The sequence below is a fragment of the Streptomyces sp. NPDC001315 genome (assembly GCF_042896175.1).
Classification (GTDB): Bacteria; Actinomycetota; Actinomycetes; order Streptomycetales; family Streptomycetaceae; genus Streptomyces.
This window is the reverse complement of the sequence record NZ_JBIAWZ010000003.1, coordinates 44,922-60,009: the sequence shown is the minus strand read 5'-3', so window position 1 is coordinate 60,009 and position 15,088 is coordinate 44,922. Positions and strand designations below refer to the sequence as shown.

Annotated in this window: 10 protein-coding genes, 4 tRNA genes, 1 other RNA gene and 2 pseudogenes; 9 read left to right on the top strand and 8 right to left on the bottom strand. The window is 71.5% G+C overall.

Annotated elements, in window-relative coordinates; genetic code table 11:
* Window positions 1-5: 5 nt before the first annotated feature.
* Window positions 6-93: transfer RNA gene (locus tag ACFY16_RS10695), tRNA-Ser, on the bottom strand.
* Window positions 94-189: 96 nt separating this feature from the next.
* Here ACFY16_RS10695 and ffs point away from each other — a divergent pair.
* The 6 genes from ffs (at window position 190) to ACFY16_RS10665 (ending at window position 8,836) form a co-directional block, all read left to right on the top strand.
* An RNA gene (gene ffs, locus ACFY16_RS10690) (signal recognition particle sRNA small type) lies at window positions 190-288 on the top strand.
* Window positions 289-333: 45 nt separating this feature from the next.
* Window positions 334-2,625, top strand: a complete 2,292-nt coding sequence (locus tag ACFY16_RS10685) for a DNA polymerase III subunit gamma and tau (RefSeq protein WP_390646747.1) — start codon at window positions 334-336, stop codon at window positions 2,623-2,625.
* Between the two features lie 231 nt (window positions 2,626-2,856).
* On the top strand, window positions 2,857-4,110 hold the full coding sequence (gene purD / locus ACFY16_RS10680) for a phosphoribosylamine--glycine ligase (protein WP_390646746.1): 1,254 nt from the start codon (window positions 2,857-2,859) through the stop codon (window positions 4,108-4,110).
* 306 nt (window positions 4,111-4,416) lie between these two features.
* Window positions 4,417-6,207 (top strand): hypothetical protein, encoded by a 1,791-nt coding sequence (locus ACFY16_RS10675; protein WP_390647230.1) that lies wholly within the window; start codon window positions 4,417-4,419, stop codon window positions 6,205-6,207.
* 160 nt (window positions 6,208-6,367) lie between these two features.
* Complete coding sequence (locus ACFY16_RS10670) at window positions 6,368-7,870, top strand: N,N-dimethylformamidase beta subunit family domain-containing protein (RefSeq protein WP_390646745.1); 1,503 nt, start codon at window positions 6,368-6,370, stop codon at window positions 7,868-7,870.
* 69 nt (window positions 7,871-7,939) lie between these two features.
* On the top strand, window positions 7,940-8,836 hold the full coding sequence (locus ACFY16_RS10665; protein ID WP_390646744.1) for a phosphoribosylaminoimidazolesuccinocarboxamide synthase: 897 nt from the start codon (window positions 7,940-7,942) through the stop codon (window positions 8,834-8,836).
* Window positions 8,837-8,884: 48 nt separating this feature from the next.
* On the opposite strand, the gene ACFY16_RS10660 is transcribed toward ACFY16_RS10665, so the two are convergent.
* The 6 genes and pseudogenes from ACFY16_RS10660 to ACFY16_RS10635 all read right to left on the bottom strand — a co-directional run bounded on the left by ACFY16_RS10660 (window position 8,885) and on the right by ACFY16_RS10635 (window position 11,177).
* Window positions 8,885-8,960 (bottom strand) — tRNA-Gly (locus ACFY16_RS10660).
* 23 nt (window positions 8,961-8,983) lie between these two features.
* Window positions 8,984-9,641 (bottom strand): annotated as a pseudogene (locus tag ACFY16_RS10655) (LuxR C-terminal-related transcriptional regulator).
* A 9-nt stretch (window positions 9,642-9,650) separates the two neighbouring features.
* Window positions 9,651-10,297: pseudogene (locus tag ACFY16_RS10650) on the bottom strand (sensor histidine kinase); the annotation flags it as partial.
* Between the two features lie 208 nt (window positions 10,298-10,505).
* Window positions 10,506-10,581, bottom strand: a tRNA-Gly gene (locus ACFY16_RS10645).
* An 80-nt stretch (window positions 10,582-10,661) separates the two neighbouring features.
* Window positions 10,662-10,733, bottom strand: a tRNA-Gly gene (locus ACFY16_RS10640).
* A 126-nt stretch (window positions 10,734-10,859) separates the two neighbouring features.
* Window positions 10,860-11,177, bottom strand: a complete 318-nt coding sequence (locus ACFY16_RS10635) for an Lsr2 family protein (RefSeq protein ID WP_351139402.1) — start codon at window positions 11,175-11,177, stop codon at window positions 10,860-10,862.
* 340 nt (window positions 11,178-11,517) lie between these two features.
* On the opposite strand from ACFY16_RS10635, the gene purS reads away from it, so the two are divergent.
* From purS to purL, 3 genes are read left to right on the top strand one after another with little or no spacing between them, the layout of a single operon-like run.
* Window positions 11,518-11,781: a phosphoribosylformylglycinamidine synthase subunit PurS gene (gene purS / locus ACFY16_RS10630; protein ID WP_030043829.1), complete on the top strand. Its 264-nt coding sequence runs from the start codon at window positions 11,518-11,520 to the stop codon at window positions 11,779-11,781.
* On the top strand, window positions 11,778-12,458 hold the full coding sequence (purQ, locus tag ACFY16_RS10625; protein WP_390646743.1) for a phosphoribosylformylglycinamidine synthase subunit PurQ: 681 nt from the start codon (window positions 11,778-11,780) through the stop codon (window positions 12,456-12,458). Before purS ends, purQ begins: the two co-directional genes overlap by 4 nt.
* A complete protein-coding gene (gene purL, locus ACFY16_RS10620; RefSeq protein WP_390646742.1) occupies window positions 12,455-14,713 on the top strand; it encodes a phosphoribosylformylglycinamidine synthase subunit PurL in 2,259 nt (752 codons plus the stop codon). The genes purQ and purL overlap by 4 nt, the downstream gene beginning before the upstream one ends.
* A 60-nt stretch (window positions 14,714-14,773) precedes the next feature.
* On the opposite strand, the gene ACFY16_RS10615 is transcribed toward purL, so the two are convergent.
* Window positions 14,774-14,992, bottom strand: a complete 219-nt coding sequence (locus tag ACFY16_RS10615) for a hypothetical protein (RefSeq protein ID WP_390646741.1) — start codon at window positions 14,990-14,992, stop codon at window positions 14,774-14,776.
* Window positions 14,993-15,088: the final 96 nt, after the last annotated feature.

The following is a 15,088-nucleotide window of genomic DNA, read 5'->3' as shown; positions in this document are numbered from 1 at the left end:
GGCACTGGCGGAGGATACGAGATTCGAACTCGTGAGGGGTTGCCCCCAACACGCTTTCCAAGCGTGCGCCCTAGGCCTCTAGGCGAATCCTCCGCCGCAAACAATACAAGACGTTGAGGAGTGCTCGCGAACTCGTTCCCGACCCCTGGCATCGGTTACTGCCCGACCCCCGGTATCGGGTACTGTTTGAGCAGCCCCTCACGCGGCGCTATCTGACTGAACTCCCCCAGGGCCGGAAGGCAGCAAGGGTAGGTCGGCTCTGGCGGGTGCGTGGGGGGCGCTTGCGTTCGCGGGCGGGGCTGGTTGTCAGTGGGCGCCTATAACCTCGTATGTGTGTCGTCTCTCGCGCTGTACCGCCGCTATCGCCCGGAGTCTTTCGCCGAGGTCATCGGGCAGGAGCATGTCACCGACCCGCTGCAGCAGGCGCTGCGGAACAACCGGGTCAATCACGCGTACCTGTTCAGCGGGCCCCGCGGGTGCGGCAAGACGACCAGTGCGCGGATCCTCGCCAGGTGCCTGAACTGTGAGCAAGGTCCCACGCCGACCCCGTGCGGCGAGTGCGACTCGTGCCGTGACCTGGCGCGGAACGGGCCCGGGTCCATCGACGTCATCGAGATCGACGCCGCATCGCACGGTGGTGTGGACGATGCCCGTGACCTGCGGGAGAAGGCCTTCTTCGGGCCCGCCCGCAGCCGGTACAAGATCTACATCATCGACGAGGCCCACATGGTCACGCCGGCCGGCTTCAACGCCCTGCTGAAGGTCGTCGAGGAGCCTCCGGAGCATCTGAAGTTCATCTTCGCGACCACCGAGCCCGAGAAGGTCATCGGGACGATCCGGTCGCGGACCCATCACTACCCCTTCCGGCTCGTGCCGCCCGGGACCCTTCGGGACTACCTCGGCGAGGTGTGCCAGAAGGAGGCCATCCCTGTCGAGGACGGCGTTCTGCCGCTCGTCGTGCGGTCCGGTGCCGGGTCCGTACGTGACTCCATGTCCGTCATGGACCAGCTGCTGGCCGGCGCCGGGGCGGACGGTGTGACGTATGCCATGGCGACGTCCCTCCTCGGCTACACCGACAGCTCGCTGCTCGACTCCGTCGTCGAGGCCTTCGCCACCGGTGACGGCGCCGCCGCCTTCGAGGTCGTCGACCGCATCATCGAGGGCGGCAACGACCCGCGGCGCTTCGTCGCCGACCTGCTGGAGCGGCTCCGGGACCTGGTGATTCTGGCCGCTGTGCCGGACGCGGCCGAAAAGGGACTCATCGACGCCCCCGCCGACGTCGTCGAGCGCATGCAGGCCCAGGCCGGCATCTTCGGCGCCGCCGAGCTCAGCCGCGCCGCCGACCTCGTCAACCAAGGGCTGACCGAGATGCGCGGCGCCAACTCGCCCCGCCTCCAGCTCGAGCTCATCTGCGCGCGCGTGCTGCTGCCCGCCGCCTACGGCGACGAACGTTCGGTGATGGCTCGCCTGGACCGCGTCGAGCGCGGCGTGAACTTCTCCGCCGGCGGCGCGCCCGCGGTGGCATACGTGCCCGGGCCCGAGGCGCACGGGGGAGCGGCGCCGGTCGGTGCTCCGCCCGCCCAGCAGCAGCCTTCCGGCGGTGTGGCGATTCCGCCCGGGGGCGGGGCCGCGGCGGCCCGGGCCGCGGTGCGGGGTCCGGGGACGACGGGTGCACCGGCGCCGGGAACGGGCGCTCCGGCCGCCGCGCAGGTTCCGGCTGCCGCCCCTCAGGCACCGGCCCCGACCCCAGCTCCTGCCGCGGCCGCGACCAGCGCGCCTCCGGCGCAGGACGCCGCGGCCGCTGCCGACGCGAGCACGCAGACGCCGCCCCCGGGCGCCTGGCCCACCGCCACGGCCGTCGGCAGTGGCCGACGCCCGGGCGGCTGGCCCACCGCAGCGCCCGCGGGCAGCGGCGGCAGCAGGCCTCCGGCGACGCCTGCCCCAGCCACGCCTGCCCCCGCCGCCCCAGCCCCGGCTGCGTCCGCCGCCTACGCGCCCCCCGCCGGTGGCCTCGACCCCCGCAATCTCTGGCCGAACATCCTGGAGGCGGTGAAGAACCGCCGCCGGTTCACCTGGATCCTGCTCAGCCAGAACGCCCAGGTGGCCGGCTTCGACGGCACCACCCTCCAACTCGGCTTCGTCAACGCCGGTGCCCGCGACAACTTCACGAGCAGCGGCAGCGAGGACGTACTGCGGCAGGCGCTGGCCGAGCAGTTCAACGTCCAATGGAAGATCGAGGCGGTCGTCGACCCGTCGGGCGGCACCTCGACACCCCCGGCGACGGGCGCGCCCGCCGGCTACGGAGGCGGTGGCGGCGCCTACGGCGGTGCTGGTGGCTACGGAGGCGGGGCCGGTGGCTACGGCGGTGGCGCCCCCGCCGCCCAGCGCCCGGCACCCACGCAGCCCGCGTCCTCCACTCCGGCACCCGCCGACACGTCGGCCTACCCGGCCTCCACCCCCGCTCCCACCCCCCAGTCCTCCGCCCCCGAGCCGCCTCCGGTCTCCCCCGAGGACGACATCCCCGAGGACGACGACCCCGACCTCGACGAGTCGGCCCTCTCCGGGCACGAACTGATCGTGCGGGAGCTCGGGGCGACGGTGGTGGAGGAGATCTCGAACGAGTAGTCCGCGAGCCCCGGCCCCGGCCCCGAGCCCGAGGCCGGGGCTGACTCCGGGCTGAATCCTGGGCTGACTCCAGGCCGACCCGGTACGCGGCTCCGACCCGGAGCCCGAACCCGAACCCGACTCCACGGTCCCGTCCGCGCCCCCGGCTTGGAGGAACCCACAACCGCCCCGCCCCCTCCGCCTCGGAAGCCCGCACAAAGCATCCTGGCCCGTGCCCGTTAGGCTGACCCCGTGAAGGTCCTCGTCATCGGCAGCGGCGCCCGCGAACACGCCCTGTGCCGCTCCCTGTCCCTCGACCCCGACGTCACGGCGCTGTACTGCGCCCCCGGCAATGCCGGCATCGCGGAGGTCGCCGAGCTGCACCAGGTCGACGCCCTGGACGGCGCGGCCGTATCCGCGCTGGCCACGGAGCTCGGCGCCGAGCTGGTGGTCGTGGGCCCGGAGGCCCCGCTGGTCGCCGGCGTCGCGGACGCCGTCCGCGAGGCGGGCATCCCGGTCTTCGGCCCGTCCAAGGAGGCCGCGCAGCTCGAGGGCTCGAAGGCCTTCGCCAAGGACGTCATGGCACGGGCCGGCGTCCCCACCGCACGGTCCTACGTCTGCACGAACCCCGACGAGGCCACCGAGGCCCTCGACGCGTTCGGCGCCCCGTACGTCGTCAAGGACGACGGACTCGCGGCCGGCAAGGGCGTCGTCGTGACCTCCGACATCGACGCGGCCAAGGCGCACGCGGCCGCCTGCGACCGCGTCGTCATCGAGGAGTTCCTCGACGGCCCCGAGGTGTCCCTCTTCGCGATCACCGACGGCGAGACGGTCGTCCCGCTCCAGCCCGCCCAGGACTTCAAGCGCGCGCTGGACGGCGACGAGGGTCCGAACACCGGCGGCATGGGCGCGTACTCCCCGCTGCCGTGGGCCGACCCGAAGCTGGTGGACGAGGTGCTGGAGACCGTTCTCCAGCCCACCGTCGACGAGATGCGCCGCCGCGGCACGCCGTTCTCCGGTCTGCTCTACGCGGGGCTCGCGATCACCAGCCGGGGCGTACGGGTCATCGAGTTCAACGCCCGCTTCGGCGACCCCGAGACCCAGGTGGTCCTGGCCCGCCTGAAGACCCCGCTGGCCGGTGTCCTGCTGGCCTCGGCGAACGGCACCCTCCACGACCTCCCGCCGCTGCGCTGGAGCGACGACGCCGCGGTCACCGTGGTCGTCGCCTCGCACAACTACCCCGACACCCCGCGCACCGGCGACCCGATCACCGGCCTCGACGAGGTGGCCGCCCAGGACGCCCCCCACGCGTACGTCCTGCACGCGGGCACGAAGCACGACGGCGACGTCGTGGTCAGCGCGGGCGGCCGGGTGCTCTCGGTCACCGCGACCGGCAAGGACCTCTCCGAGGCCCGTGACCGCGCCTACCAGGCGGTCTCGCGCATCGGGCTCGACGGCTCCCAGCACCGTACGGACATCGCGGCGAAGGCGGCGGCGGGCGCGTAACACCCGAACCCCGCCGCCGCTCACGCCGGCCACCCCTTTTCCGTCGATCAGGCCCCGGAGAAATCCGGGGCCTGATCCTTGCTGTCCGTCGTCCACCTCTGACCAAAGCCATTCCATCGAGTGACCGATGCCCTATCCGGCTGACGGGGGCCGGAGCCCCAACTAGGGTGCGGCGCAAGCGTTCGGGCACTTGGCCCACCGGCATTGCGATGTCAGTGGCGGGTGCCACAGTGGGGGAGTGAGCTTCACCAGGACAACCGGGAGAGCCGGGACAGCCAGGCCAGCAGGGAGGGGGTGAGTCCGGCCGTGACCGGGATCGGTGTGGAGGTGGGCGCGCAGGCCGCGCGCTCGAGGGGCCTGGCCGTGCTGCGCATCCGTGGCCGGGCGCTGGCGGTCGCCCTGCTGCCGGCCGCTGTGGCGGTGATCCTGCTGGCCGGCGGTTCCACCGGGCACCTGGTGGGCCGGGGCTGGGATCTCGCCCGCTGGATCGTGACCCCCGTCGCGGTGCTCGTGCTGCTCGCCGCCGGCGTCATCGCGCTGGTGGTGGCCAGGGCCCGTCCCGCCGTCAGCCCGACGGTCCCGATCGCCGAGGAGTCGGCCCCCGATCTGTACCGGCTGGTGCGCGACCTCGCCGACCGCCTCGACGTCCCCGCGCCGTCGGCCATAGCGCTCACCCCGGACTGCGACAGCTGGCTGGAGGACCGCACCCACCCGCCGCACGGCCCGCCCGCGCCGCCGGACGGCCACGACCGCGACGAGATGGCCGCCCTGGGCAGGCCGCCCCGCCGCACCGCCGCCACCGTCCTCGTGATCGGCTCCCCGTTCCTGTGGTGGATGCGCGTCGGCGAACTGCGCGCGGTTCTCGCCCCGGTCGTCGCCGGTACGGGACCTTCGGCGCACCCGGACATAGCCGCCGCCCGCCGCTTCGTGCGGGGCCTGGACGCGGCGGTGGCCGTCGCCTCGACGCCCGGCCGCTGCCCGCTGTCCCGCGTGGTGTGCGCCGGCATCGGCTGGGTGGCCCGGCTGCTGCTGCGCGGCTGCCGGGAGCACGCGGCGCTGATGGAGCGGGGCGTGGCGGCAGCCGCCGCCGAGCGTGCACAGGCTGTGGACTACGGACTCAGGATCGTCGCCCAGGAACAGGTGGGCCTGGCGTACGCGGGCTGGGACCGACTGCTGACCCGGGTCGCGCTGCCCGCCTGGCGGATGGGCCGCTGGCCCTCCCGCCTGGACGCGGGGGTGGTGGCCGCCCTCACCGAGCTGTCCCGCCGCGACCGTCTCGCCGAGGGCTTCACGTCCCGCCTGGGCGAGCGCCCCGCCTGCGACCTGCTCGAAGAGCCCGGCCTGGTGGACGAGGCCGCCTCGCTGCTGGCCGCCCGTCTCTTCCACGGCGGCCCCGCCGAGGCCGGCCCGGACTGGGCCCCGGTGGACTGGCAGGAGTACCCGGACGAGGTCGTCGACCGCAAGTGGCGCACCGACGCAGCCCGTCTGCACCGCGTCCTGGACAGGCTGGGCGTCCGCCGCTGCGCCGACCGCACCGCACCGCACCGCGACGGGCCCACCCTGGCCCGCGTACTCGACCACCTGGCGGCCCCGGACCCGACTCGCCCCACCAGCACCCCGAAACCCCCGCCGCAGCCCTACGAGGCGATGGCCGCCGAGGGCGACGAGGAGACACCCGGGGGCGGCACCGAGCGGAGCATGGCGCTGGCCTCCGGGCTCACCGCGGAACTGGCCCGCGAAGAGGCCGACGCCCCGGCGGTACGGAAGCCGCCCGCCGGTATCGCGGGCCAGGGCCCCGACATGGCCCTCTGGGACGACGGCGCTCTCCCGCTCTTCCCCCTCCAGCCCCCACGCACCCCCCGTGAACTCCTCGCCGACCACGTCACCGCGATGGTCTGCTGTGCCGCGATGGACACCGCCGGCGCCACCCCCGGCCTCGACTGGCTCGACGGCCCCTCCCTGCTGATCGGCGGCGAACGCACGACCGACCTGACGCCGAGAGTCCTGAGCCTCATAGAGGACGGCAACCCGGCTCCGCTGCGGACGTGGCTGGTCGAGTGCGGGATACGGCCGGAGAAGCCGGTACGCCTCGTCTGACGGCCGCCGAGCTTCCTGTCGGAGCCCCCGGTTCCACTTTCGGCGAATTCGCAACGAATAGTGACAGCATGCGTGCGTAATGTGATGTGCTGGGACCGAACGCGCACATGGCATGCGCTTGCGACATACGACAGCCGGGGAGCGAGGGAGGGGAGCGAGCATGGGATCGGAGCAGATCCGTCGCTGGGAGTCGGGAGCACTGGCGCACGCCGTGACGGACCCCTTCGGCCAGGGCCCCGTTCCCTGGCTCCGAGGCAGCGAGACGTACTTCGACGACACCGGCCACGTCGTCCCCTGGTACGTCGACCCGGCCCCGGGCCACGCGACGCAGCAGGGCACCCCCCGGATCCCCGCCCCTCGCCCCGCCCCCGGCGGCGGTCCGCGCTCCGCCGACGACGTCCACCGCCAGATCAAGGGCTTCATCTCCACCGGCGCGGTCGCGCCCGGCGAAGCAGTCGACTTCCATGTCACCGTCGACCCGCCCCAGGAATTCGCCGTCGACATCTACCGCATCGGCCACTACGGCGGTGACGGCGCCGCCAAGATCACCACCAGCCCCCGGCTGTCCGGCATCGTCCAGCCGCCCCCGCTCACCGCCGACCGCACGGTCTCCTGCCACCACTGGTGGCTGTCCTGGCGGCTCCAGATCCCGCCCCACTGGAGCATCGGCGCGTACGTCGCCGTCCTCACCACCGTCGACGGCTACCGCTCCCACATCCCGTTCACCGTCCGTGACCAGCACCCCGCGGACCTGCTACTGCTCCTGCCCGACATCACCTGGCAGGCCTACAACCTCTACCCGGAGGACGGCCGCACCGGAGCCAGCCTCTACCACGCCTGGGACGAGCAGGGCCGCCTCCTCGGCGAGGCCGACGCCGCGACGACGGTCTCCTTCGACCGCCCGTACGCCGGCGCGGGCCTCCCGCTCCACGTCGGCCACGCCTACGACTTCATCCGCTGGGCGGAGCGCTACGGCTACGACCTCGCCTACGCCGACGCCCGCGACCTGCACGCCGGCCGCGTCGACCCCACCCGCTACCGCGGCCTGGTCTTCCCCGGCCACGACGAGTACTGGTCGACGGCCATGCGCCGCACCGTGGAACTCGCCCGGGAGTACGGCACCTCGCTCGTCTTCCTCTCCGCCAACACCATGTACTGGCAGGTGGAGCTGGGCCCCTCCCCGTCAGGTGTCCCCGACCGCCTGCTGACCTGCCGCAAGCGCAAGGGCCCGGGCAAGCCCTCGCTGTGGCGCGAGATCGACCGTCCCGAGCAGCAGCTGGTCGGCATCCAGTACGCGGGCAGGGTCCCCGAGCCCCACCCCCTGATCGTCCGCAACGCCGACCACTGGTTGTGGGACGCGACCGGCGCACACGAGGGCGACGCGCTCGACGGCCTGGTCGCGGGCGAGGCCGACCGCTACTTCCCGCGCACCCCGCTCCCCGACCACGAGGAGCGCATCCTGCTCGCCCACTCTCCGTACACCGACAACGACGGCGTCCTGCGGCACCAGGAGACGTCCCTGTACCGAGCCCCCTCCGGCGCCCTGGTCTTCGCGTCGGGAACGTTCGCCTGGTCACCGGCCCTGGACCGCCCGGGCCACGTCGACCCACGCGTCCAGCGAGCCACCGCGAACCTTCTGGACCGCATCTGCAAGCGCGACTGACCCGCTGTCCGGCTCCGGCCCCGCATACGGGACAATCGAGCCACTTGGACAGAACCACGGGGAGGAACCGTGTCCGGATTCGTCGAAAAGCCCGAGCCGATCCAGGTTCCGGGTCTGGTACATCTGCACACCGGCAAGGTGCGCGACCTGTACCAGAACGAGGCGGGCGACCTCGTGATGGTCGCCAGCGACCGCATGTCCGCCTATGACTGGGTGCTGCCCACGGAGATCCCCGACAAGGGCCGCATCCTCACCCAGCTCTCGCTGTGGTGGTTCGACCAGCTCGCCGACCTGGCTCCCAACCACGTCCTGAGCACCGAACTGCCCGCCGGGGCCCCCGCCGACTGGCTCGGCCGCACCCTCGTCTGCAAGTCCCTTCAGATGGTCCCGGTGGAGTGCGTGGCCCGCGGCTACCTCACCGGCTCGGGCTTGCTCGAGTACAACGAGTCCCGTACGGTCTGCGGTCTCGCCCTCCCCGAGGGCCTGGTCGACGGCTCGGAGCTGCCCGCCCCGATCTTCACCCCGGCTACCAAGGCAGCGGTCGGCGAGCACGACGAGAACGTGTCGTACGAGGAGGTCGCCCGCCAGGTCGGCGCCGACACCGCTGCCCAGCTGCGCCAGGCGACGCTCGCGGTCTACGGCCGCGCCCGCGACATCGCCCGGGACCGGGGGATCATCCTGGCGGACACGAAGTTCGAGTTCGGCTTCGAGGGCGAGGACCTGGTCCTCGCGGACGAGGTCCTCACCCCGGACTCGTCCCGCTTCTGGCCGGCCGACCAGTGGCAGCCGGGCCGCGCGCAGCCGTCGTACGACAAGCAGTTCGTCCGGGACTGGCTGACCTCCGCGGAGTCCGGCTGGGACCGCAAGAGCGAGCAGCCCCCGCCCGCGCTGGCGCAGCACGTCGTGGACGCGACCCGCGCCAAGTACGTGGAGGCGTACGAGCGACTGACGGGCGTCAGCTGGTAAAGCCGGTGAAGAAAGAAGCCCCCCGGCCGGAGCCGGGGGGCTTTTCTCTGGAGCGGACGACGAGGCTCGAACTCGCGACCTCAACCTTGGCAAGGTTGCGCTCTACCAACTGAGCTACGTCCGCAGTGCGCCGTGGCGCGAGAGCAACTATACCCAACCTCGCGCGTGTGCGAGACGCACCGCGGCGTGCCGGTTCTCCGCCCCGAGCTTGGAGACGGCCGACGACAGGTGGTTCCGTACGGTCCCCTGCGCCAGCGCGACCTGCTCGGCGATCTCCGCGACGGGTGCCCCGTCGGCCGCGAGTTCCATCACCTCGGCCTCCCGTGCGGTCAGCGGTGAGTCCCTGGAGGTGATGGCGGCGGCGGCCGACTGGGGGCCAACGGTGGGGTCCCGCCACGCCTTTAAGGCAGACGCCTTCAAGGCAGTGGGGGACGTTTCCGGCGTGCACGGTACGGATGATCTCCGCGAGCCGCTACGTGCTGACCGTCTTCGGGACGAACCCGCGCACCCCTGCAAGCGCCCGCTTCAGATCCCCGGCCGGCCGTGACTGGTGCCGATCAGCAGCTGGCAGGACGGAAGTTCGGCCCGCAGTGATGTGGCGACCCTCACACCGTCGGCGCGGGGTTCTGGAGGTCCAGCACGACGATGTCGGGTTCGTGCACCCGCGCCCTCGCCGGCGCCTCGGACCCGGTGGCCGCCTCGGTGACGATCAACGGGTCGTCCTCCGGGGAGAGCAGCGCGGCGAGCGCCCCCGGATGAGGTGCTCGTCGTCGTCGGCGAGCAGCAGCCGGACCGGAGTCGTCACGCCGTGACCTCACTCACAGCGCCCGCGGGTCAGGGGCGCCTCCGCCACCAGCCGGGACCCGTCCCCGCCGAGGGCCCCGCCTCCAGCGTCCCGTCCACCGCCCGCAGCCGCTCCCGCAGCCCCGCGAGTCCCGAGTCCCCGGTCTCGCCTTCCTCGGTGGCCGCCCGGTGTCCTCCACCGTCAGCACCACCCGTTCCTCCAGCACCAGTAGGCGCACTGTGCACCGCCCGGCGTGCCCGTGCCGCAGCACGTTCGGCGTCGCCTTCCGCACCACCCGGCCGAGCGCCGGCTGCACCGCGGCGGGCAGCCCGGCCGTCTCCCCCGACCTCGCACGCGATCCCGGCCGTCGTCAGCACCCCCTGTGCCCCCGCGAGTTGGACCGCGAGGCCGGCCGCGCGACAGCCGCGTACGACATCCCGCACCGTGCGCTGCGACTCCTGCGCGATCCGCTGCACCTCGATCCTCTGCTCCACCGCTTCGAGCTGCCCGCGCCGGGCCGGCTGCACGGCCGGCTCGCTCTTCCGCGCGACCAGGGCGAGGTTGCGCTCCATCACGTCGTGCAGATCCCGCCCGAACCGCAGCCGTTTCCCGGCGACGGCGACGGCGAGCCGGGCGCGGGTCTCGCGGGCCTCGTCGAGTTCGTAGAGGGCGCGCACGGCTTCGAACCCGCCCCGTACGCGCGCCGCAGGTCGGTGACCTCGATCACGTGCTCGCGTTCGTCGGTGTCCATGACCTCAGCGTCCCGACGGACAGGGCCCGGCAGGAGTGCGCGCTGTCATCACTCCGCATGGCAAATGTCAGAAGCGGGGGGGGAAGGCGAGGGGAGGCACGAAAAAACCCCGGTCGCGATGACCGGGGCTTTCGTGGAGCGGACGACGAGGCTCGAACTCGCGACCTCAACCTTGGCAAGGTTGCGCTCTACCAACTGAGCTACGTCCGCATTGCCTCCGACCGGCTCTCACCGATCGGTGCAAGCACCAGCCTACCTGATCCACAAGAGTGGTTGAGACTGTGCTGCAGAGCGGGTGACAGGAATTGCACACTGCGCCTTCCCCCTGGAAGGGGGATGTTCTGCTACTGAACTACACCCGCATGTACTCCGTGAGGTGGGGCCTTTCGGCCTCGCCCCTCGGCGTGCTCCAGACTCTAGCTGACCAGGAGGGGTGCAGCGCAAGTCGGTTGTCCCGAAGGGCGAGTGACCGGCCGTCGGCCCAGGCCTCACTGAGCCTCGGCGAACGCCTCGTAGACCTTCTTGGGGATCCGCCCGCGCGCGGGAACGTCCATCTTGTTCGCCTGGGCCCAGGCCCGGACCGCCGCCGGGTCGGGGGCGACCTCCGTCTGCCGGTAGGCCTTGCCCGACTTCGACCGCTTGCGGCCGGCGTCCACGTACGGGGCGAGTGCCTTGCGCAGTTTCCTGGCGTTGGCTTCATTCAGGTCGATCTCGTACGACTTGCCGTCGAGTCCGAAGGCGATCGTTTCCGCCGCTTCCGAGCCGTCGATGTCGTCAAAGAGAGTGACCACGACCTTCTGCGCCACGAATATCGGTCCCTTCGTGCGACATCTCCGCGATGACGTGCCAGGACGTCTCGGAGATGCCGACTGTCCGCCTGTTATTGGACAAAGTATCGGCTATTGCCAATTCATTTGTACAGTGCCCGGCATTGCAATGTGAAGCCCGACTAAATCTCCCTGCGTGTCCGGGGCGCAATAGGCGCCGGGCGCAGATCCCGGATCTTTCCCGGAAATTTTCGTGAGGGCACCCCTCCGATGCCGGATCGTGATGGTCGTCACGTACTTTCCTACAACTCTACCCGCGTAGAAATTTTGTGCGGGTAGTCTGAAGGAACCTGCTCAGCACCACACACCGGGAGTGCCAGTGGCACGCGTCGTAGTCGACGTCATGCTCAAGCCGGAGATCCTCGACCCCCAGGGCCAGGCGGTGCAGCGCGCACTGCCGCGGCTGGGATTCGAAGGCATCTCCGACGTACGTCAGGGAAAGCGATTCGAACTGGAAGTTGACGGCCCGGTCGACGAGGCCGCCCTCGCCCGCATCCACGATCTTGCGGAATCCTTCCTCGCGAACACCGTGATCGAGGACTTCTCCGTCAAGGTGGAGGAAGTCGCGGAGGCCGCGAAGTGACCGCTCGTATTGGCGTCGTCACTTTCCCTGGAAGCCTCGACGACCGGGACACACAGCGCGCGATCCGCCTCGCGGGCGCCGAACCGGTCGCGCTCTGGCACAAGGACAAGGACCTTCACCAGGTCGACGCCGTGGTGCTGCCCGGCGGTTTCTCCTACGGCGACTATCTGCGCGCCGGGGCCATCTCCCGCTTCTCGCCGGTGATGGAGACCGTCATCGCGCAGGCGAAGGCCGGTCTTCCGGTCCTCGGCATCTGCAACGGCTTCCAGATCCTCACCGAGGCCCACCTGCTCCCGGGCGGGATGCTCGGCAACAACCACCTTCACTTCATCTGCCGCGACCAGAAGCTGCGGGTGGAGAACGCGGACACCGCCTGGACCGCCGACTACTCGGCCGGCCAGGAGATCCACATCCCGCTGAAGAACATGGACGGCCGGTACGTCGCCGACGAGTACACCCTCGACAAGCTCGAGGCCGAGGGCCGGGTCGCCTTCCGGTACGTGGACTTCAACCCGAACGGCTCGCTGCGGGACATCGCCGGCATCACCAACGAGGCCGGGAACGTCGTCGGCCTCATGCCGCACCCCGAGCACGCCGTCGAGCCGCTGATCGGTTCCGGCCGCACCGACGGCCTCCCGTTCTTCACCTCGATCCTCAAGAAGCTGGTCAACGCATGAGCCGGACGCCTCTGGACACGGTCGAGCACGCGGCCGCGACCCCCGACGTCGAGCTGCCCTGGGCCGAGCTCGGCCTGAAGAAGGACGAGTACGAGCGGGTCGTGGAGATCCTCGGCCGCCGGCCCACCGGTGCCGAGCTCGCCATGTACTCGGTCATGTGGTCCGAGCACTGCAGCTACAAGTCCTCCAAGGTCCACCTCCGCCAGTTCGGCGAGAAGGCCCCCGAGTCCGACGCCCTCCTCGTCGGCATCGGCGAGAACGCCGGTGTCGTCGACGTCGGCCAGGGTTACGCGGTCACCTTCAAGGTCGAGTCGCACAACCACCCGTCGTATGTCGAGCCCTACCAGGGCGCCGCGACCGGCGTCGGCGGCATCGTGCGCGACATCATCGCGATGGGCGCGCGCCCGGTCGCGGTCGTCGACCCGCTCCGCTTCGGCGCGGCCGATCACCCCGACACCAAGCGCGTCCTGCCCGGTGTCGTCGCCGGCATCGGCGGCTACGGCAACTGCCTCGGCCTGCCGAACATCGGCGGCGAGGTCGTCTTCGACTCCTGCTACCAGGGCAACCCGCTGGTCAACGCCGGTGCCATCGGCGTCATGCGGCACGAGGACATCCACCTCGCGAAGGCGTCCGGCACCGGCAACAAGGTCATCCTGTACGGGGCCCGCACGGGCGGCGACGGCATCGGCGGCGCCTCGATCCTCGCCTCCGAGACCTTCGACGACGCCAAGCCGTCGAAGCGTCCCGCCGTGCAGGTCGGTGACCCCTTCCAGGAGAAGCTCCTCATCGAGTGCACCCTGGAGGCCTTCAAGGAGAAGCTGGTCGTCGGCATCCAGGACCTCGGCGCGGCGGGCCTGTCCTGCGCCACGTCCGAGCTCGCCTCCAACGGCTCCGGCGGTATGCGCGTGACCCTGGACGACGTACCGCTGCGTGACTCCACGCTCTCGCCCGAGGAAATCCTCATGAGCGAGTCGCAGGAACGGATGTGCGCGGTCGTCGAGCCGGAGAAGGTCGACCGGTTCCTCGAGATCTGCGAGAAGTGGGACGTCATCGCCACCGTCATCGGTGAGGTGACCGACGGCGACCGCCTCGAGATCTACTGGCACGGCGGCAAGATCGTCGACGTCGACCCGCGCACGGTCGCCCACGAGGGCCCGGTCTACGAGCGTCCGTACGCCCGCCCGTCCTGGCAGGACGAGCTCCAGGCCGACGACGCGAACAAGCTGCCCCGGCCGGCGACGAGTGAGGAGCTGAAGGACCAGGTCCTGAAGCTGGTCTCCTCCCCGAACCAGGCATCCAAGAAGTGGATCACCTCCCAGTACGACCACTTCGTGCAGGGCAACACGGTTCTCGCCCAGCCCGAGGACTCCGGAATGATCCGCATCGACGAGGAGAGCGGGCTCGGCGTCGCCATCGCGACCGACGGCAACGGCCGGTACGCGAAGCTCGACCCGTACGCGGGCGCGCAGCTGGCCCTCTCGGAGGCGTACCGCAACGTCGCCACCACCGGCGCCAAGCCGCTTGCGGTCTCCGACTGCCTGAACTTCGGCTCGCCCGAGGACCCGGCCGTCATGTGGCAGTTCGCGGAGGCCATCCGCGGCCTCGCCGACGCCTGCCAGCAGCTGGGCACCCCGGTGACCGGCGGCAACGTCTCGCTCTACAACCAGACGGGCGAGGCGGCCATCCACCCCACGCCGGTCGTGGCCGTGCTGGGCGTCATCGACGACGTCGCCCGCCGCACGCCCGTCGCCTTCCAGGAGGAGGGCCAGCTGCTCTACCTCCTCGGCGACACCCGCGAGGAGTTCGGCGGGTCGGCCTGGTCGCAGGTGGTCCACGACCACCTGGGCGGGCTGCCGCCCAAGGTCGACCTGGAGCGGGAGCGGCTGCTCGGCGAGATCCTGATCTCCGCCTCCCGCGACGGCATGATCGACTCCGCGCACGACCTGTCCGACGGCGGTCTGATCCAGGCCGTGGTCGAGTCGGCGCTGCTCGGCGGCAAGGGCGCGCGTCTGGTCGTACCGGACGGGCTCGACGCCTTCACCTTCCTCTTCTCGGAGTCGGCGGGCCGTGCGGTCGTCGCCGTTCCGCGTTCGGAGGAGGTCCGCTTCAACGACATGTGCGGGGCGCGCGGTCTGCCCGTCGCCCGCATCGGCGTCGTCGACGGGGACGCGGTGGACGTGCAGGGCGAGTTCGCACTGTCCCTGGAGGAGCTGCGCGAGGCCCACGAGGGCACGATCCCGGCGCTGCTCGCGTAAGAAGCCGTACGACGCCGAAGGCCCCGCCCGTTCCCACGGGCGGGGCCTTCGGCGTGCCGTTCACACCGGCACCGGCTCCTCCTCCGGCGCCGGGTCCACGTCCGCCGAGGGCCTCGGCTTGGGCAGCCGCAGCGCCAGGACCAGGCACAGCGCCATCAGCGCGGCCCCGCACAGGAACACGGTGTCCATGGCGGCGACGTACGCCTCCGACACCGCGCCCGCACTGATCGCCGCATCCACGCTGAGCGCCGCCCGCAACGCCCTGATCGAGGAGCACAACCGCCGCCTCGAGGCCGGTGAACCCCTCGACGCCATCGCCGCCGGCGCACCCCGACTCGCCGAGCGTGCCTTCGCGTTGGTGGAGAGCGGCCTGAG

What these genes read in the sequence shown, in the direction of transcription:
- ACFY16_RS10670 (WP_390646745.1), top strand. Translation starts at nt 6,368, where the DNA reads ATGGGATCGGAGCAGATCCGTCGCTGGGAGTCGGGAGCACTGGCGCAC.
- purL (WP_390646742.1), top strand. Translation starts at nt 12,455, where the DNA reads ATGAGCCGGACGCCTCTGGACACGGTCGAGCACGCGGCCGCGACCCCC.